The organism is Aeribacillus sp. FSL K6-1305 (assembly GCF_038050115.1).
In the GTDB taxonomy this organism is placed as follows: domain Bacteria; phylum Bacillota; class Bacilli; order Bacillales; family Aeribacillaceae; genus Aeribacillus; species Aeribacillus composti.
In genome coordinates, this window is record NZ_JBBOQV010000001.1 from 1,792,115 (window position 1) to 1,810,014 (window position 17,900).

Consider the following 17,900-nt stretch of genomic DNA (forward strand, 5'->3'; position numbering starts at 1 on the left):
TGTTTTCATGGGATTAAATAAACAGAATGATAATCGATTGTACGAACCCGATTATACCACCAAGGAGAGCGCCTAAGTAGGTAATCATTTTAAATTCCCTTTTGGAAATAGTCAGTACAACTTCTTCGAGACGTTCAACCGAGAAGGATTCTACCTGTGCCGTCACAATTTCATCGATATCGAAAGCTTTCATAATCTGTTCCACACTGTTTTGCAAATAAAGAACAGAGCTGGAAATGACGGCTGGCAGCATTTTTTCCATAACTGCTTGTTTATACGGCTGGATAAGCTCTGAAATTGGTTTATCCAATGTTTCGTAGATACGTATTTTTTCCGAAATAAGTTTTGCAATGGACAAGCTTGTCTTTTCTTTGTCCATCCTGCTTGTGAACTCAGAAACCGGCATTTCAAGCAATCGGCTCCATTCTTTAAAAAGAATGGAATAAATCAGATCAATCGTCCCTTGATGACGAAAAAACTTTGCTGCTTCTAATTGAATTTTATCTGCGATATTCAAGTTTCCTAAAAACATTTGAATCATGCCGCCAAACGTTCCTTTTTGTTGAAGAAAGTCATCGATCATTCTTTGCAGCGCTTGTTTCCCTTCATCACTTTCAACATATTGAACGCCTTTCATTGCAATCCATTCTGCAAGACTAGGAATTTGCAATTCGATGTTCTTCTTCCATTCTTGCGGCAAAAAATGACTGACTTTTTGATCTGTATTGAAAAAATGAAGTATGCTTTTTTCAATCGCTCGTTCAAGTCGGGTGGCAATCATTTCCTTGCTGTTGGATACTCCATACTCTTCCAGTAATTCCGTTAAAGTTTTTTGTTTGGCAAGCCAAGCATCTATCGATTGAAGCAGGAATGATTGTATTTTCTGCTGGAAGGAGACCTCCTCCATTTTCTTTTTGATTCCTTCTGGTGTAACTAAATGCTCGATCACCATTTTTCCTAGCTGCCTAGCCAGCTCATCCCGGCGTTTCGGAATAAGGCCTGGCGTAAAGGGAAGCTTTTTTCCAAACAAATAGATTGGTCTATATGGGCGAAAAAGCATTTTAATGGCAATGTAATTCGTAACACCGCCAATAAATGCACTAATTACGACCATCATAGCTGATGTTAATATAAATTCCATTTGCATCTTCCTCACTGTTTATTCACAAGATCAACTGCCAGACATACGATATCATAGCATGATTTACCTAAGTTAATATTATAAATCGGTTAACATTTGTAAGCAAACGGGGTAATTCAAATGGCAGAAACAAAAATTTTAATGATTCCACTCGAAGAAAAAAACGGTTTCTATATGGAAATAAGCGATTCTTTGCAAAAAGCTTTGACCCTTCCACTGATCCAAACGTTTTCCTTACATTGCGGCCAAGAAACAGTTAAAACAAAAGCCTCCTTCATCCGAAACGAAAAAATCGTTCTTTATGCCAGTGAAGAGATTTACAACGCTCTTCATCTTCCTATAAAATCTTTAACGCTTCGTCTTCAGTATGATAAATTCACCAACACCTTCAAACTTGGACCGGTCATTTGTGTATTGATTGATTCTATTCAGGACGATGAAAAAATCCAGTTTGGAAATATTGATGATTTTTGTAAAGAGATGGCGAATTACTGTGCGGAAATTGGCGCATTTTTTTGTATTTCAACATTAACTGATCTGCAGCAAAATCAGAAGAAAGGGTTTCATTTATCTCATCAAAATTGGAAAAAGGAAACCATTCCTTGTCCTGACGTGATTTATAATCGGATTCGATCAAGAAAATTAGAGTATTCTCAAAAATATTTGAAGTTTTTGCAATTTGCAGCTGCAAACGATATACCGGTGTTTAACCACCGCTACTTAAACAAATGGGAAATTCATAAAATTTTTGCGTCCAACCAGCATCTTCTTCCCTACCTTCCAAAAACGATGCTTTTAACAAAAAAATCAGATTTGCAAGTGTTTGTAAATGATTTTCAAGACGTATTTATTAAACCGATTAACGGCAGTCAAGGGAGAAGAATTATTCGCTTGAAAAATAAAAACGATCTTTTCGAAATATACTTTACCCATCCCGGTAAAAGCGAGCAGCCAATTATTTTTCATTCCTTTCAGGAAATGTATAAACATCTCTTTCCATATCTCAAAAGAGAACCGCATATTATTCAGCAGACAATCGACACAATCAACTTGGATAATCGACCGCTTGATTTCAGGTTTCTATGCCATAAAATCAATCATCAGGGCTGGAAAATAACCTCTTCTGTCGCCCGCCTTTCCGCTAAAGATCAATTTGTTAGCAATTTAGCTAAAGGCGGTGAGCTGTATAAAATAAAAAAAATCTTATCTGACATTTTTGACAAAAGCACTTGTTTACATCTTTGCAGCATTCTTTCAGAAATAGCACTGGAAGCCGCCAAAACAGTTGAAATGAACGTGGAGGGAGAATACGGGGAATTTGGAATTGATATGGCTGTAAGTGAGGATCAGAAACCATGGATTTTAGAAGTCAATACAAAGCCATCCAAAAATATTGAATACTCTCTCAATCCTTCCATTCGTCCGTCTGCCAAAGCAATCATCCGTTATTGTTTCTTGATAAGCGGTTATGATGTTTCATAACGATTCATATAATAATTGGGTAAATATAGATAAACGGAGGCAGGCGGATATTTGTGGCAGAACCTCTTTTGTCTTTCGGATTTTTAGTCAATAAATATTTTCATGAAGCAGCCTATTTTAAAAATATTTCAAAAGCGGCAAAAAAATTGAATATGAAATGTATTATGTTTCGCCCGTTGGACGTACAATTCGCAAATGGTACGTTAACGGGATTTACATTCAATTTAACATCTAATAAATGGGAGCGAAGTACTTTTCAACTTCCACATTATATTTATGACCGCTGTTTTTATGGCAAAGATGCTGCTTCCGTTCAAAACAAAAAAGCCGTTCAAAAATTAAAAATACAACAAAATGTTTCTTTTCTAGGCTACGGATTCCCAGATAAATGGAAACAATATAAAACATTAAAAACTGATCCATTCATTTATCAATATCTTCCTGAAACAGAATATTTCCAACATCCCGATCAAGTTTATACATTTTTGCAATCATATGAGGAATGTATCTTAAAACCAATTCACGGCAGTTCAGGAAAAGGAGTGCTTGTAATTAAAAAAGAAAAGGAAACGCTATTTCTATACTTTTTCATTGGAGCGAATCAAAGGATCGTCCGTTTGAAACATTTCAATCAATTAAAACCATTTCTTGCGAAGAGACAAGTTGACTCATACATTCTTCAACGATTGCTCCCTTTAAAGGACAAACAGCAGCGTCCATTTGACTTGCGCATTTTATTTCAAAAAAACGAGTTCGGTCAATGGATTATGCAAGGAAAAGGAATTCGAATCGGTCAAAAACATACGTATGTATCCAACTTGTCAAAAGGCGGTTCTGTCGTTTCCCTTGAACAATGGGAAAAAGATATTCCAAGGCAGCGATTGAACCATATTTATAACCAAATCGAACAGCTTGCTCACCATCTTCCGCAAAAAATTGAAAAAAATTTTGCTCCTTTATTTGAGCTTGGTGTGGACATCGGCATTGATTTGCAAAATGAAACGATATGGATTCTAGATATTAATTCTAAACCAGGGAGAAATGTCGTTTTAAAAACAGATCCTGCGAGAAAAACAGTTCTGTACGAAGCTCCTGTCCGCTATGCCCGCTACTTGCAACACTCTCTACAAACCGGGGTGGAAATAAATGATTTATCAAATTAAACAGGCAGACCACCTAAACCAAACCGTTTTGCTTCCTAGCTCTTTTTCCCATGTAACGATCGAATCGATCTCTTTCGGCAAACGGAAAATAGCGTGCCGTTCTATTCTCCATCACGAAGACAGCCAAAGCATTTATATTTCAAAAGATATTGCCGAATCTCTGCTTTTACCTAAAAATATTAGGATCAAAGCTTTAGTCCATAGTGAAACGCTATTTTTAGGCCCCGTTGTCGGCATTTTCACAGCAGGTTTTTATAAATCCCTTTTACGCCCATTAGGCGACAGATCGATATTTTTTTCAAAATTAGTGGTCAACGGCTGTTCAACAGGCGCTTTTTGTTTTGTATTTGGGATACATCAAATTCATTGGGATTTAGAGATGATTGAAGGCTATTCATTCAATGAATCCGGATGGGTAAAAATAACCGTTCCATTTCCAAATGTCATCTATGATCGTCTTCCAAATCGGAAGGTAGAAAACTCAGACTACTTTCAGTCTGCGAAAAAAAACTTATTTATGCGCTCAATTCCGCTTTTCAACTCAGGCTTTTTCAACAAATGGGATGTCCATCATATTTTATCCAAAGATGGGACAGTAAGGCATTACTTGCCGGAGACATATCATGCTCCGTCTATAAAAACAATTGAACAGCTGATTAACCGCTTTCAAACGATTTATTTAAAACCTGAAAACGGAAGCCTTGGCCTAGGAATATTTAAGCTGGTGAAAAATCGGAAAAATGGATCAATTCTTTGCTGCTATTATGATGAGAACGGAAAAGGCCAGTTGAAGCTGTTCTCTTCTATTGAAGGCTTTTTGCAGCGTTTTTTTGCACAGCGATCATTAGATCAATATATTGCTCAACAAGGCATTTCCCTTCTTCAATCGAGTGGAAATCCTGTCGATTTCCGCGTGCACACAAACAAGAACGAAAACGGAATCTGGCTTGTCAGTGCAATCGCTGCGAAATTGGCCGGAAAGGGAAATCCTACAACACACGTAAAAAACGGAGGAACAATAAAATCTTTGCATGAATTATCATTGCCGCTGAATAAAGAGGACATTTACCGTTCACTTTCCACCGCGGCTCTTTCTATTAGCAAGGCGATTGATCGCAAAATGGACGGTGAAATCGGAGAAATCGGTTTTGATTTCGGCATCGACAATAACGGGAACATATGGCTATTTGAAGCGAACTCGAAGCCTGGCCGCTCCATTTTTATGCATAAAGATTTGCAGCAAGAAGACCGGCTAACATTGCGCTTTCCATTCCAATATGCCGAATATTTAATGAAAAAAACAATTTCAACTGAGGAGATCTATGATGCCCCATGAAATGCTCGTCGGAATTTTAGCTGGTGATAACGATCGAAGCGGTTCTTTTTATGGAAACATTTCGTTATTTAAAGCTATACAAAGACATTTGGCTGAGCAGAACAGTTCAAGCTTTGTTTTTACACCTTCTGGCATGAAAGAAAAATCGATCGTCGGCTATATATATGAACCGAACGAAAATCGCTGGTTGAAAAAAAAGTTTCTATATCCAGATGTTGTCTATAATCGCTATCCGTTTCGCGATACAGTTCAAAAAACAGATTTCGTTTTCCGCTCTTTAAACAAAAAAAACATCCCATATTTCAACAGACATTTTTTTAATAAATGGGATGTCATTACTTGTTTGCAAAAAAATAAGCACCTTCTTCCTGTCATACCTGAATCGCAATTGGCAACATCGAAACAAGATTTTTATACATTTTTTGAAAAATACCCCTCCGTTTATTTAAAGCCTGTTGGACAAAGCCAAGGGAAAGGAATCATTAAAATAACAGCCGAATCCAAACATAACTACATTATCAAAACGGTAAATTCTATAAAAAATGAATCTTCATTGGAAAATATTTGGAAAGAAATAAAACATTTCATTTTAAACGAGCCGTATATGATGCAGCAGGAGATCGTTTCCGATCAGATTAACAGTCAGAAATACGACTTGCGCATTCTCGTTCATTACAGTCAAAACCAATATGTTATTTCGGGAATTGGCGTGCGCGCATCTAAAAACATTACAACACATGTAGTACATGGTGGCACTATCCTTCCCTTCTCCTTTGTCAAAAACCGTGTCGATACAAAAAAACTGGAAATTATTTGCCACGAAATTGGCAGCACACTCTCTCAATGTTTTCAATTCATTGGGGAATTTTCTATTGATGCTGGAATTGATACAAAAGGAAATATTTTTATTTATGAGGTTAATTCGAAACCGATGGTGTTCGATGAAAAAGACATATTCCAAAACGGAATTGTCCAACTAAGCAAATTGTTCCATCATTTAGCAAAAAATCGAATCGATTCCAAAAAACTTGATAAAAACGGATGCACAAGCCACAAATTTTTGTAATCATCCATGATATCATACATTCTTTTTATAATTTTACCTTTTCCTGAGCAACCTAATGAATAATTCCAGTGAATAAGGAGGGTAATACGGTTATGGATAAGGATAAGGAAGTAAAAGATTCGCTATATGAAGGTCGTGATCAATCGTTTATGGACATTGACAGAATGATTAATGAAGGTCTTTCAGGAGGATCTGTTCACTACCGTTACAATGCGACCAATATTGAAGAAGCAAGGGACCTCGAGGAAGAAGAACCGCCATTTGACATAGAGAAAAATAACAAAAAGTAAGCCTGATGTTTGAAAAACACATCAGGTTTTTTAAATTTTAGCTGTAAAAGAATTCAGAGCTTAAAAGCTTAAAAAGCCCCTTTCGTTATGTTTCCTGAATGATTGCATGCTCTTCTTCATGGCATTGGCTGCAATATAAAAGATGTATGCATTGATGATTTTTTAGTGAATCTCTTTTTCCATCTAAAAGCTTCATCAAGTCCATTTCCATATAAGCACTGTAGTCATCTAAATAATCAGTTATTTTCCCTGCATCCAATAAAATGCCTCCGCATTTGGAACAATACTTATGAAGTTGCTGAAATCCATTGCATAACGGACAGGCTCGCATGTGAAAACTCCTTTATTTGTTGTTGATTTATGTATAATGTTCCCTTTCTAGTCTGATTTACAGAGTAACGACACAAAACAGAAATTACCATTTCTCATTTCGAATAGATTTTTACATCCTACTCATACTACTTAATGAACACCATACATCCCGGTGGGTTAAGCCGAGTTTGGCAGTGAATCTTTTGATTCACGCTGGTGCAAATCCAGCTAACCCAGCCAAAAAAAATTTCACAAGGAGTTGAAAATTATGGCTCAACAAAACCGCAGCAACAACTCAAACCAACTTTTAGTTCCTGGTGCACAACAAGCGCTTGAACAAATGAAATACGAAATCGCAACAGAATTCGGAGTAAATCTCGGACCAGACACAACTTCCCGTGCCAATGGATCTGTTGGTGGAGAAATCACAAAGCGTTTAGTTGCACTTGCTCAACAACAAATTGGCGGTTTCCAACAACAATAACTAAAAAATTTATATTCATGGCTATGGAGGCACTACCCGTGTCTCCTTTTATTTGAGAATAAGGAGGTTTTTCAAATGACAGTTGGCACAAAATTGATGGAAACTATTTCAAGCTGTGAAAGTGCAGTTGCGAACTTACATAGCTTCGCACTGGAAACAGAAGATCAACAAGCTAAGCAGTTATACCAAAACCTTGCAAAACAACAACAGGAAGTGCTTGACCATTTAAAAGCGAGGCTAAATTACATTCAAAACGAAGAGCCGCAATTTAAACAGCTATAAATCAGGAGGGGACCATTCACTCTCCTGATATTTCCCATTTTGTGCTTGAACCCTTCCAATTCAGCTTCCTCTTTCTATTTCTGTTAATTCTAATCCTTCCAAGCTTCATTCCATTACAGGAAAATCGCACCTCTCTTCAACTTTCAAATCCACTCACGAAGTGTCGTGTTTCCCCCTTTCGTTCGAGCAGTTGTTATAAGCATTTAAAATCTGATCTTTCTAAAAACAATTGCAGTAATAAATCGTCTATAAAAACCTTAGATATCCGTTAGATCATCACACTGTGATAGACTGCCAAACAATCGAATTAATATTCAAAAAACAAAAAAATTATGGTAGATATTCCATGTACTATATAATATCTATTCCTAGAAAATTCACATAAACGTATACCCTCATCCGAACATATATCCGCAGAATACCGAAACCCTGAGCGTATCGCTTGTTTTCCAATTATATCGAATCCACTAGGAATGTCTAAATATATATTTCCCCCATATATATTTAGTAATTCTTTTATTGTATTGATACAAGAGTTATATTCTTTGTTAGTTAAAATATTGGAAAAAGGAATTAACCTGTTATCAGGCAATATTAACGGATTCACTTTAAAATCATTTTCGCTTCCGAATAAAGCAATTGAGGGTAGTTCGTTAATATTTTCCTTTGTAATCGGTATTATTAACACTTCACCTGATTTTTTTACATTTTCGTGTGTAACAAAATCATTAATTACTTCTAAATAATTGGAAGTAAAAAAGTGATTATTCTTCTCATTATTTAATGAGTAAATAGATATTCTATATAAACTAAATTGCTCATAATATTTATAAAAATATTCCATAGATTGTTGGTTGCAATCCATATCTATGACTAAATTATACCACGCTCCTTGCATGCATTAAAAATATCTGTTAAATCATAATTGTAAAAATCACCATATAAAGACAACCCCAGCAAGCTTGTATTCTTATATATAATTCGTAATCCTTTTTATTAACAAATCTATTTGGTTTTGGTTCACATCAATATGTTCTACTAATTCCCTTATATACCCCATTTGTACCAATTTGGAGAAAAGGACATGAATATGTTAAAATAAAGAAAATCTTAACAGCGTGGTGTATTAATATGAATGGACATAATACGATGGGGATGTTATGGCCTTTTAAGGTTCTGTTAAGATAATTTACAATATAAAGAGTGATTATTATGAAACGATTAGCTAATATATACTATTATTACTTTTTGATAGGAGGAGCAATTGCATTAATTATTTATGATTCTTTTGCTATCTATAATGATCAATCACATACAACGGCATTTTGCTTACTTATAAATCTAATCATGTTTACTTATACTTATTATCAATTATTTATGCGTGATAAAAATGAATCAACCTTGCTTGAAAAAATTGTATTAGTAATATTATTGCTTATTATTATTATTGGTAGTTTACTTGTTTATCTAAATACTAGTTTTCTTAAATAAATGCTGTTTTCATATAGATTGTTGATAACAAAAATAGTATATGAAGGTATCGAATATTGCAGAATGTGCGTTCCTGATGGTGGCGGATTGGCACAATGTTTACAAAGATTTCCATACTTTATCTGAAAACGAAAAATTAGAATTAGACCCTTTTAGGATCTAAAACGATATTTTCAAAATGGTTAGTATAGTCCGCAAAATTCATTTTTATAATGGTTTAGCTTGCGTTCATTGAAGTATTATCTCTGTTAATCGTTATAGCAATTACTGTTCATGCCAGCTCTTCCTTTGTAAGAATTGTGGAATTGTTTAACGAGATGATAGGTAGCTAGTTATCAGAAACAAAGTACTTCCACAAATGAACAGAAAACTCCGAATGGACAGTCGGAGAATAAAGACTGTCCAAATAGCTAAGGTACTAAAAATCCTGAATGCGGTTTGTTCACCTCGCTCAAATAAAAAGTCTGAAACACGATATCCACCTATTTTGATATCGTTTTCTTTAACTGATAAAGAAACTGCGGAGAAAGGACAAAAATTCAAAATTCTTATCAACAAAGCGGTATAGTTTAGCTGTTCTAATTACTATAAGTATGACTGATACTTTTGTTATAAGAGTTATACTTATTTTTCCATCCCCCTATCTCTTCCTTGTAATTATAATAAAATATAATACCGTGCGATTTTATATTTTCTAGTAATTTTGATATCGTTTTCTTTAACTGATAAAGAAACTGCGGAGAAAGGACAAAAATTCAAAATTCTTATCAACAAAGCGGTATAGTTTAGCTGTTCTAATTACTATAAGTATGACTGATACTTTTGTTATAAGAGTTATACTTATTTTTCCATCCCCCTATCTCTTCCTTGTAATTATAATAAAATATAATACCGTGCGATTTTATATTTTCTAGTAATATTATTTAATTTACAAAAGAGCTTAAATAAAGAACCAAAGAGGTTGTGCAACATTGCACAACCTCTTTGGTTAGAATGGCAAAAAGAATGTAATCGTTTTTGCAATCACATTTGATGTAGTTTTTCCTAAACCAGTATAATCGCTAATAACATTTGTTAAGAACTCCTCGACATCATCAACAAACCCAGTATAATGGCTAAGTACTTCTAAAAGCCCTCCCACGGAGAGTACACCTATGAGTTTATTTTTAGCAGATCTAGGTAAAGGTAGTTTATTAATTGCTCCTTTAATACCTCTATCAATAGATTTTTCATGTTTTTTTATTGCATTACTTATGGCTTTTACACTTACGCTACCTTTACTAGAAGGTGTAATAATTTGATTGCCAGGTGCAGTTGGAGAGGTAGCAGATGTTGGTAATATACCCTCCGCAGTTAATTCATTGATATAATCATCTGCATTAATTTGACTCTGTATCAATGCTTGTTCGATTTCTAATGCATCTTGTACGCTAATTACATTTTGATGATTTTGTTTATTCACTGTTAGTTTTTCATTTGTTGGTTCGATAATACTTGCGTAACTTAATGAAGGGCTGATTGTTGCTACTAGTAAAGCAGCAGACGTTAATGAAATTAAACTTTTTTTCAAGATATATCTCCTCCTAATCTATTTTATACAATAAATATAATAACATATTAATAGGTGTATATCCTATTTATACCATATTGTTCTTTATTATTTTCCTCTTGTTTGAGAACCCACTGTAATTAACTAGGTATTTTTATAAAATAAAAATATATACGCTCTCTCACTTGTACTTATAACTTGTCATATAATCTACATTATATGTCTAGCAATATCGTCTTTTTTATGATATACTCGTCATATAATGTTATTTTTTCAATTGATTTTTTGCTCTTCGAACCCTTTTAAACTAGTCGTATAAGTGAAAGGATGGAAAAGATGCTGCACGAATATGAAACATATTTGCAAGAGAAGGGATTTTCTCCTAACACCGTGATCTCCTATCTCAATGACGTGAATCAGTTTTTGAAAGACTTGCATCTTCGTCCAGGCGATTACGTCACATCGGCTGACATCCGTAAATGGATTCAGCAAATGTTGAATCCGGTAGAAGGGAAACCGTTGGCTATCTCTACGATCAATCGCCGTCTGAATTCGCTGCGAAGCTTCTATGCGTGGGCGGTGGAACACCATAAGATTGAACAGAACCCAATGAAAGACATCCAGGATTTAAAATCAGCCGATGAAGATAACGAAAAAATCATGTGGCTCACAGAAGAAGAATTCGAGGACTTATTGCATCGGATGCGGAAAAAACCGGTGCAAAGCCGGGGAGTCGATCCTGAAGAGAAATATCGCCGGGACCGCGCGGTGGTGTACTTGCTTACCTATGCAGGATTGCGGGTGGAAGAGTTATCCAATTTAAAATTAACGGACTTAGATTTAGAGATGAAACGAATTCGAATCGTGGGAAAAGGGATGAAGGTAAGAACAGTGCCGATCTCGAATATCTTGCTGGCAGAACTCGAGGATTGGCTGAAGTTTCGTGCGGAAATGGCGAAAAAGAAACCGCATGTGGCTGCATCGCCATATGTTTTTTACAGCCAGCGCTCGCCGAAATTTTCGGTCCGGGGCATCCAGCGAATGATCGAAAGTTACAGTCTGCCAAATAAAAAACTTACCCCTCATATGTTCCGGCATACGTTTTGTAAGTGGATGCTAAAGGCGACGAATAACGATATCGAGAAAGTGCGGAGGCTTGCCGGTCACAGTAATATTGCCACCACATCTCGATATTTAAAAGACAGCTATAGTGATTTGGCGGATGCCGTGGAGGCGTTGCCGAAGTTTTAATCTCACTGTATGTGGGAAGGGGAACAAAACGGTGAAGGATTCATTGAAAATCATTGATGGGTGTTTTAAGGGCAATGCGTTTTACGTGAGCAGCATCGCTGGGTTTCCATTGCCCAGCTATTTTTAAGCCGACGGACTGCGTTCCCATCTGTCCTACGGAAAATACTTGTGCCAATTGAAGATTCTAGGCATCCATCCTCTCACCTAGATACATGCCCGAAGTATGCCCAAATGCCTCTGGGCCCTTTTGTATCAAGGGATCAGAGGCATTTTGTTTGCATAGCTACTGTCGAACTCGGGTTACATCGTCATTACCTTTAATATCAAAGGCGATTCTGAAAAGAAAAAGCAGGAGTTTATCCTGCCCAGTTGCTTAATTACAACGTTCATAATGAGAAATTTCGTTTCGTTGAAATTGAAGAATTTTAAATCATCGTTTGCATTAATATCCAGAAAAAATCTGCACATAGAGCAGATATGTAAGAGTTTATTCATCCTGCCTTTGTTGTGGTGAAGGCTCCCTGTGTAAATATTTCCTTTCGGCATCTCTAATTTCTCATTTACTAAAAATAGTTCAATATTTCACGCGGCGCAAAGTTTTCTATTTTCTGCAACTCTTCCTTGCTCCACCACTTTAACTCTATAAATGTATCTTTCTCATTTTTAGTCATATTTTCGATAGACAATATTGTGTCAGATTGAATAACAATTTTATAATAAATCTCACGACTTATAAAAGGACCCTTTTTCCCTTCAATTAATACATCCATTTCAAATATTGGGTTGTCATGAATATCAACAACAATGCCAAGTTCTTCGTTTAATTCTCTTTTTAATGCTTCTACTGGAGTTTCATTCTCCTTAACACCACCGCCCGGAGTTACCCATAACACTTTGTTTCCTACAACATCTTTAAATTCAAACTTTTGAAGAAGAATTTTATTAAATTCATTCACTATCACCGCTCTAGAACATTTGCGTATTCTCATTGAATTTCTCCTCTCTAACTGCCATACGTCTTTTACAATCAGCGCTCGCCGAAGTTTTCTGTAAAGAGGAATCCAGCGAATGATTGAAAATCACAGCCTGCTGAATAAAAAATTTACTCCCCATACAGCATACGTTTTGTAAATGGATGTTAAAGGTGTTTTTTGCAAGCAAAAAATGCAGAGAAGTGCAAGAAAAAATACATAGGCTTGCCAGCTCAAGACTTAAGGTTCCAGACCGGGGGCAGAGGACGGCTGGATCGCGGAGAGAGCGTTCCGCAGTCGATAGCTCTCTCCCGTGAAGGCCAAGATGTGGGCATGGTGAACCAAGCGATCCACTAACGCTGCCGTCAAACGGTTGTCCCCAAACACCCGATTCCACTGTCCAAATTCTAGATTCGATGTCACCATGACGCTTTTTCGCTCGTAACAGTCGGCGATAATATGAAACAACAGTTCCGATCCTTGCTTTTGAAACGGCACATAGCCGAGTTCATCCAAAATCAACAGTGCGCATGGGTCGAGGCTTCGTTTCAGCCGTCCGAGCGTGCCGTTTTTCAACGCCTCTTATACAGGAAGATCATAAATACAAGCGTTGACATCATATCAAGGTTTACCGATTTGAGCCCATATTATTTTATATACTAATATCCCTTTTTTGAAAAAAGGTAAATGTTATCAACAAGAATATGATGTAGTACACCGCCAAAATGATTAAGGACATTGGCAATGTTACGTCTTGAAGTATTTTTTCTTGTAGAGCATAAACTGTTAGATCCAAGTGTGGAAAGATTAAAAATTTTGTCCAGGTATATTTTTCTGCTAATAACACAATCACACCGCCAATAGTTGAGGATAGGAATAAAACAAATATTCCGATACCCACGGCCAATGCTTGGCTTTTAAACAAGGTAGATAACATGAAAGCAATCGTCATGATAATCAATAGGCTTGGAATATAATACATGACCTTTAAAAAGAATTGTGTCCCCACAACAGCTAACTTTTGTTGGCCATCAAGAGTGGTTTCAAAGATTTTCGCGTTAAAATCCCCGCTCCCGAAAAGAATCAAGCCTACAATATATCCTGATATAATAAGAACAATCAATAACACGATAGAATAGATTAATACTGAGATATACTTAGACAGAAGGATGACCCATCTTTGATGGGGTCTAATTAATAGCTGTTTGATTGTCCCTTCGGCAAATTCTGATGATACACTTGCACTGCTTACAATAACTGCAAACAGAGTGACCAACATTGTCATGCCTATCACGGTTCCATTCATAAAATGCCAATTACTTACTGCATTTGGATTTATATTTTCATCAAGATAGCGTTGCTTTTGCTGTATTTGCTCCATAATCCATTCCTTATCTTCATTTGGAGCAGCTTCCAAATCCTTTTTTAATTGGTTCAATTCGGTTTGAGTTTCCTCGCGCCAATTATCGCTCGGTTCCCCATATATTTTTTGTTGAATGATGCCTCCAATGACTACAGCTAAAATCAGAATCAAGATGTATATCCAATTAGCCTTTTTCGCAAAAATCTTCACCATCTCATTTTTAATTAGCGAAAACACTAGTCTTTACCTCCTCCTTACCTTTGCCGGTTAATTCTAAGAAACGATCCTCAAGCGTTGTAGTTACTAGATTGATTCCATATACATTGACATTATTCTTCACTAATAGCTGATTAACTATTGCAATTGTCTCTTTATCTATGTTAATTGAAAACTGTTGGTCACCTACTATTTTTAATTCATTGGTCAACTTATTTTCTTGGAGAAGCTGCACTGCTGTTTCTACATCACTAACCTCAAACACCACATTTTGTAATGATTGATCTTGTTCATTATGTAAGTCCATAGAAGAAACATGAATCAGTTTTCCTTGTTTAATAATGGCAAATCGGTCACACATTAATTGCATTTCTGATAATAAATGAGAGGATACGATAACAGAGATTCCCTCTTTCGTCAAAGAGCGCAAATAATCCCTAAATTCTCTAATCCCCTGAGGATCAAGTCCATTTGTTGGTTCATCTAGTATTAATAAAGATGGATTATGCAATAAAGCTTGTGCTAATCCTAATCGTTGCCTCATTCCAAGTGAATATGTCTTTACCTTTTGGTGAATAACTTGTTCAAGACCTACTACTCTTATTACTTCTTGAATACGTTCCTCAGTGACTTTGTGTCTTGCCATATTTGCATAGTGCTTTAGATTTTTATATCCGCTCATATATTTATAGAATTCCGGATTCTCTACAATCGCTCCAATTTCACTCATTGCTTCTTTAAATTGCTCATCTAAATTGTAGCCATTCACATACACACTGCCTTTCGTGCGTCCTATCAAGCCCACGATCATCCGTATAATCGTCGTTTTTCCGGCACCATTAGGGCCAAGCAACCCAAAGATTTCACCTTTTTCAACGACGAAGCTAACATCATCGACAATCACTTTATTTTTTACCTTTTTCGTTAAAGATCGAACTTCTAGGGCCTTTACTGCCATGTACTCTCCCTCTTTCTGCAATTTCATACTATCAGTCACGATTTTTGTCCCTAAAAGGTTACTTACTATTAAATCCTGAAGCACATATCTTCCAATAGTTTAAAAGAAGGTTTAACAGAAGGAGCTACTTTAGATGTTTAAATAGCCTAGAGAAACTCATTCCTTTTCTTTAGCTTCACGCATCTTACTAAGTAATAAAATTGATAAAGGTACAACGATAAGTCTAATCATAAACATTTGCGTTTCTCCATGTCTCAAATCTGAGAAATACCCCCACACAATGGATATAATTAGTCCGAAAATTATCGGCGGTAGTGCCGATTTCAAAAACACCCTCTCCTTTCCTAATAATTTACAGTTCGCTATCTAGAGGTAGTACCCATAACGGAATTACATCTCTTTCCATATATCCACTTCACTAAATTATATTAAACTAAAATTTAATTTTATTCAATTTTTTTAAATAAAAAATAAAATTACATTTTATTAATTTTTTTAAACAAATTATATACCGAATCCATCCTTAATCTGATTACTTTCTGTACCTTATATCTATTTAACGTAATTCCAAAATAAGTCTCCCTCTTCAAGCGTGTGAAGAGCGAAGTACAACCGTAAGTGGGAGATGAATTTTGGCTAGGCGAAGCCTATAGGATTGTCCCCCCATGTTAAAATATGGTATTATTTTCCTATAAATCTTTTGCGTGTTCTTTGACAACCAAACATATAAGATTGTGGCAGGTCGTGTGCTGCCACGTAAAATGTTTGCACCGTCTTTTGATCATAGGCGAAAAGCAAGCTTACTATGACAAACCAACGTGCAAAAATTTTTTCTGAACTTCTGGAACAAGGGGGTTAACTTGGTAAACTTAGCTGGCTAGTAAAAGCAGCTCCGAGAAGCCCCACTTCAATTAGACCGTAAGGTCAATAAGTGGTGGGTAGTTCACATGAAGACACCTATAAAGTTATTAGGTGTCAATTATCAACCGGCTTTAATTATGAAGTTAACAAGGCAGTTGTCTGAGATTACTTTATAAAACTTCATATGATTTCAATGGTTCTCCTTATTTGCATACCATTGATAATAACGAGTTGCCATATCCTTAGGAATATCTGAAATTTTCGATACTTGAATTGATTTAGAACGTGTTGAAATTTCAAGAGAAGCAAGACCAAACATTCGCTGTAATAGTGATTCCGTCACTTTTAACTCTTCAATTTTCATTCGGGTTGTTATAAATAATTTTGTAGAAAAAGATCCAGTTTGAATTTGGATAAAGGGACCACATAGATTGTAGCAACTATATAAACCACTTAATAGTTGTGAAGTATTAATAAGAACAAACAAAGCCACTGATATATACCAGAAATTTGGCCAGAAGTAGAAATTAATCGCTGCGGCTATGATCCAAATATAGCTAGTACGAACTAATTTTACAAAAATAGCAGACCGAGGAAGATTCACCATTTCCGTTTCAACATGAAATGCCGGAAAAATTTGGGGTATCAAAGATAAAGCTCTTCTTTTATCTATAAATGGAAAAAGGATGTTGGCTGTTTTCATTTCATTTTCGTCGCCATCACCTGTACTTATAATCTTTACCTCCACGATACCCAGTATTTTTTTGAGGAGTTTTGTATTCAAAATGATAGCTTCCACTTTTTCCTTTGGTATCGAAAATTCAGTCTGATTGAACAAACCTTTTCGAATATAAATTCGCTGATTATCACCAGTGACTTCAAAATTTCTATATATAACGTACGTTCGTGCCCATCCATACGCCATCGACAGCATCAGAAGGGCAACAATACCAAGAAATGTTAATAACCAAGATTTTTGAAAAAAAGAGATGACTGTATCTATATACGAATCTATTGAAAAAAAATCACTTACGTTATCATAAATGGTATAAAGCACTGAAAGAAAAATAAGCAAACTAAGCGACGTAACTGAAGCGACGAATATTTCTTTTGAAGTCATTTCATAATATTTCTTTCTAGAGGAAAGTTCTGGTGCTATCTCTTTTGATGTTTGGACATTTTGCTCACTCACACCTTTGTCTTTGTGAAATGAACTGATATGACTCAAATGCTTTTGTATTCTTTCTGCCTCTTCGCAGGTAATCATTCCAAGTTTAATGGTAGACTTATTTCCAGATGCTCCTGTATCCAGTATGAGAGATGTAAGCCCGAACAAACGATGAAAAAAAGGTGTAGTCCGCTTTATACCTTGAATCCTCTCCAAAGGAATATAACGCTTTTCCTTAATAAAACGTCCTTCATGAATATACAATTCCTTATTTGTAAATAAATACTTAAAATGGAACCATTCTAGCAATATCGAAACGATTTTATAAATCAAATAGAAAACTATCGCAATACCTGTAATTTTTATTAAAATAGAATCAGAATCTGAACGTATATAAATAATAAAAGTAATAACGAAAAGAACTAATTCCTTTATGGACTTGCCAATCAAAAAGAATATCCATAGTGGATGTATCCGACGAGCTTGGTCATTTGTTATTTCATTGTTCATGATCGA

Annotated in this window: 17 protein-coding genes and 2 pseudogenes; 10 read left to right on the plus strand and 9 right to left on the minus strand. The window is 35.7% G+C overall.

Annotation, left to right across the window (positions count from 1 at the left end):
• Window positions 1-13: 13 nt before the first annotated feature.
• Complete coding sequence (locus tag NST97_RS08620) at window positions 14-1,141, minus strand: DUF445 domain-containing protein (protein ID WP_341343113.1); 1,128 nt, start codon at window positions 1,139-1,141, stop codon at window positions 14-16.
• Window positions 1,142-1,261: 120 nt separating this feature from the next.
• Between NST97_RS08620 and NST97_RS08625 the strand changes: the two genes are divergently transcribed.
• The 5 genes from NST97_RS08625 to NST97_RS08645 all read left to right on the plus strand — a co-directional run bounded on the left by NST97_RS08625 (window position 1,262) and on the right by NST97_RS08645 (window position 6,478).
• Window positions 1,262-2,623: a YheC/YheD family endospore coat-associated protein gene (locus NST97_RS08625; protein ID WP_341343114.1), complete on the plus strand. Its 1,362-nt coding sequence runs from the start codon at window positions 1,262-1,264 to the stop codon at window positions 2,621-2,623.
• Between the two features lie 53 nt (window positions 2,624-2,676).
• A complete protein-coding gene (locus NST97_RS08630) occupies window positions 2,677-3,786 on the plus strand; it encodes a YheC/YheD family endospore coat-associated protein (protein WP_339197170.1) in 1,110 nt (369 codons plus the stop codon).
• Complete coding sequence (locus NST97_RS08635; RefSeq protein WP_339193250.1) at window positions 3,770-5,122, plus strand: YheC/YheD family endospore coat-associated protein; 1,353 nt, start codon at window positions 3,770-3,772, stop codon at window positions 5,120-5,122. Before NST97_RS08630 ends, NST97_RS08635 begins: the two co-directional genes overlap by 17 nt.
• Window positions 5,112-6,188 carry a YheC/YheD family endospore coat-associated protein gene (locus tag NST97_RS08640; protein ID WP_341343115.1) on the plus strand — a complete coding sequence of 359 codons (1,077 nt, stop codon included), beginning with the start codon at window positions 5,112-5,114 and terminating at the stop codon, window positions 6,186-6,188. The genes NST97_RS08635 and NST97_RS08640 overlap by 11 nt, the downstream gene beginning before the upstream one ends.
• 92 nt (window positions 6,189-6,280) lie before the next feature.
• Complete coding sequence (locus tag NST97_RS08645) at window positions 6,281-6,478, plus strand: hypothetical protein (protein ID WP_341343116.1); 198 nt, start codon at window positions 6,281-6,283, stop codon at window positions 6,476-6,478.
• Window positions 6,479-6,563: 85 nt separating this feature from the next.
• On the opposite strand, the gene NST97_RS08650 is transcribed toward NST97_RS08645, so the two are convergent.
• A complete protein-coding gene (locus NST97_RS08650; RefSeq protein WP_144597080.1) occupies window positions 6,564-6,809 on the minus strand; it encodes a hypothetical protein in 246 nt (81 codons plus the stop codon).
• A 249-nt stretch (window positions 6,810-7,058) separates the two neighbouring features.
• Here NST97_RS08650 and NST97_RS08655 point away from each other — a divergent pair, with 249 nt between their 5' ends.
• Together NST97_RS08655 and NST97_RS08660 are read left to right on the plus strand one after the other, a co-directional pair.
• Window positions 7,059-7,274 carry an alpha/beta-type small acid-soluble spore protein gene (locus tag NST97_RS08655; RefSeq protein WP_063387285.1) on the plus strand — a complete coding sequence of 72 codons (216 nt, stop codon included), beginning with the start codon at window positions 7,059-7,061 and terminating at the stop codon, window positions 7,272-7,274.
• Between the two features lie 75 nt (window positions 7,275-7,349).
• Window positions 7,350-7,556 carry a DUF1657 domain-containing protein gene (locus NST97_RS08660; RefSeq protein ID WP_063387284.1) on the plus strand — a complete coding sequence of 69 codons (207 nt, stop codon included), beginning with the start codon at window positions 7,350-7,352 and terminating at the stop codon, window positions 7,554-7,556.
• A gap of 307 nt (window positions 7,557-7,863) precedes the next feature.
• On the opposite strand, the gene NST97_RS08665 is transcribed toward NST97_RS08660, so the two are convergent.
• Window positions 7,864-8,454: a hypothetical protein gene (locus NST97_RS08665; protein WP_341343117.1), complete on the minus strand. Its 591-nt coding sequence runs from the start codon at window positions 8,452-8,454 to the stop codon at window positions 7,864-7,866.
• A gap of 314 nt (window positions 8,455-8,768) precedes the next feature.
• Here NST97_RS08665 and NST97_RS08670 point away from each other — a divergent pair, with 314 nt between their 5' ends.
• The gene (locus tag NST97_RS08670; protein ID WP_340882184.1) at window positions 8,769-9,047 is read left to right on the plus strand and encodes a hypothetical protein; all 279 of its coding nucleotides are present in this window, start codon (window positions 8,769-8,771) and stop codon (window positions 9,045-9,047) included.
• Window positions 9,048-10,035: 988 nt separating this feature from the next.
• On the opposite strand, the gene NST97_RS08675 is transcribed toward NST97_RS08670, so the two are convergent.
• Window positions 10,036-10,617, minus strand: coding sequence for a hypothetical protein (locus NST97_RS08675; protein ID WP_340882183.1), 582 nt, complete (start codon window positions 10,615-10,617; stop codon window positions 10,036-10,038).
• A gap of 315 nt (window positions 10,618-10,932) precedes the next feature.
• Here NST97_RS08675 and NST97_RS08680 point away from each other — a divergent pair, with 315 nt between their 5' ends.
• On the plus strand, window positions 10,933-11,847 hold the full coding sequence (locus tag NST97_RS08680) for a tyrosine-type recombinase/integrase (RefSeq protein ID WP_044897201.1): 915 nt from the start codon (window positions 10,933-10,935) through the stop codon (window positions 11,845-11,847).
• Window positions 11,848-12,410: 563 nt separating this feature from the next.
• On the opposite strand, the gene NST97_RS08685 is transcribed toward NST97_RS08680, so the two are convergent.
• Entirely contained in the window at window positions 12,411-12,836 is a 426-nt protein-coding gene (locus NST97_RS08685) for an NUDIX hydrolase (RefSeq protein WP_341343118.1), read from the minus strand.
• Window positions 12,837-12,857: 21 nt separating this feature from the next.
• Here NST97_RS08685 and NST97_RS19240 point away from each other — a divergent pair.
• Window positions 12,858-13,135 (plus strand): annotated as a pseudogene (locus tag NST97_RS19240) (hypothetical protein); the annotation flags it as partial.
• On the opposite strand, the pseudogene NST97_RS08695 reads toward NST97_RS19240, so the two are convergent.
• The 4 genes and pseudogenes from NST97_RS08695 to NST97_RS08710 all read right to left on the minus strand — a co-directional run.
• Window positions 13,059-13,400, minus strand: a pseudogene (locus NST97_RS08695) (ATP-binding protein); the annotation flags it as partial. The pseudogenes NST97_RS19240 and NST97_RS08695 overlap by 77 nt on opposite strands.
• A gap of 70 nt (window positions 13,401-13,470) precedes the next feature.
• Window positions 13,471-14,418: an ABC transporter permease subunit gene (locus NST97_RS08700; RefSeq protein WP_013401965.1), complete on the minus strand. Its 948-nt coding sequence runs from the start codon at window positions 14,416-14,418 to the stop codon at window positions 13,471-13,473.
• Window positions 14,402-15,355: an ABC transporter ATP-binding protein gene (locus NST97_RS08705; protein ID WP_013401964.1), complete on the minus strand. Its 954-nt coding sequence runs from the start codon at window positions 15,353-15,355 to the stop codon at window positions 14,402-14,404. The genes NST97_RS08700 and NST97_RS08705 overlap by 17 nt, the downstream gene beginning before the upstream one ends.
• Window positions 15,356-16,406: 1,051 nt before the next feature.
• Entirely contained in the window at window positions 16,407-17,894 is a 1,488-nt protein-coding gene (locus NST97_RS08710) for a PH domain-containing protein (protein WP_341343119.1), read from the minus strand.
• Window positions 17,895-17,900 lie beyond the last annotated feature (6 nt).

Coding starts and splice junctions, on each gene's coding strand:
- NST97_RS08620 (WP_341343113.1), bottom strand. CDS start 1,141: ATGGAATTTATATTAACATCAGCTATGATGGTCGTAATTAGTGCATTT.
- NST97_RS08625 (WP_341343114.1), top strand. CDS start 1,262: ATGGCAGAAACAAAAATTTTAATGATTCCACTCGAAGAAAAAAACGGT.
- NST97_RS08635 (WP_339193250.1), top strand. CDS start 3,770: ATGATTTATCAAATTAAACAGGCAGACCACCTAAACCAAACCGTTTTG.
- NST97_RS08640 (WP_341343115.1), top strand. CDS start 5,112: ATGCCCCATGAAATGCTCGTCGGAATTTTAGCTGGTGATAACGATCGA.
- NST97_RS08645 (WP_341343116.1), top strand. CDS start 6,281: ATGGATAAGGATAAGGAAGTAAAAGATTCGCTATATGAAGGTCGTGAT.
- NST97_RS08650 (WP_144597080.1), bottom strand. CDS start 6,809: ATGCGAGCCTGTCCGTTATGCAATGGATTTCAGCAACTTCATAAGTAT.
- NST97_RS08655 (WP_063387285.1), top strand. CDS start 7,059: ATGGCTCAACAAAACCGCAGCAACAACTCAAACCAACTTTTAGTTCCT.
- NST97_RS08660 (WP_063387284.1), top strand. CDS start 7,350: ATGACAGTTGGCACAAAATTGATGGAAACTATTTCAAGCTGTGAAAGT.
- NST97_RS08665 (WP_341343117.1), bottom strand. CDS start 8,454: ATGCAAGGAGCGTGGTATAATTTAGTCATAGATATGGATTGCAACCAA.
- NST97_RS08670 (WP_340882184.1), top strand. CDS start 8,769: ATGAAACGATTAGCTAATATATACTATTATTACTTTTTGATAGGAGGA.
- NST97_RS08680 (WP_044897201.1), top strand. CDS start 10,933: ATGCTGCACGAATATGAAACATATTTGCAAGAGAAGGGATTTTCTCCT.
- NST97_RS08685 (WP_341343118.1), bottom strand. CDS start 12,836: ATGAGAATACGCAAATGTTCTAGAGCGGTGATAGTGAATGAATTTAAT.
- NST97_RS08705 (WP_013401964.1), bottom strand. CDS start 15,355: ATGGCAGTAAAGGCCCTAGAAGTTCGATCTTTAACGAAAAAGGTAAAA.
- NST97_RS08710 (WP_341343119.1), bottom strand. CDS start 17,894: ATGAACAATGAAATAACAAATGACCAAGCTCGTCGGATACATCCACTA.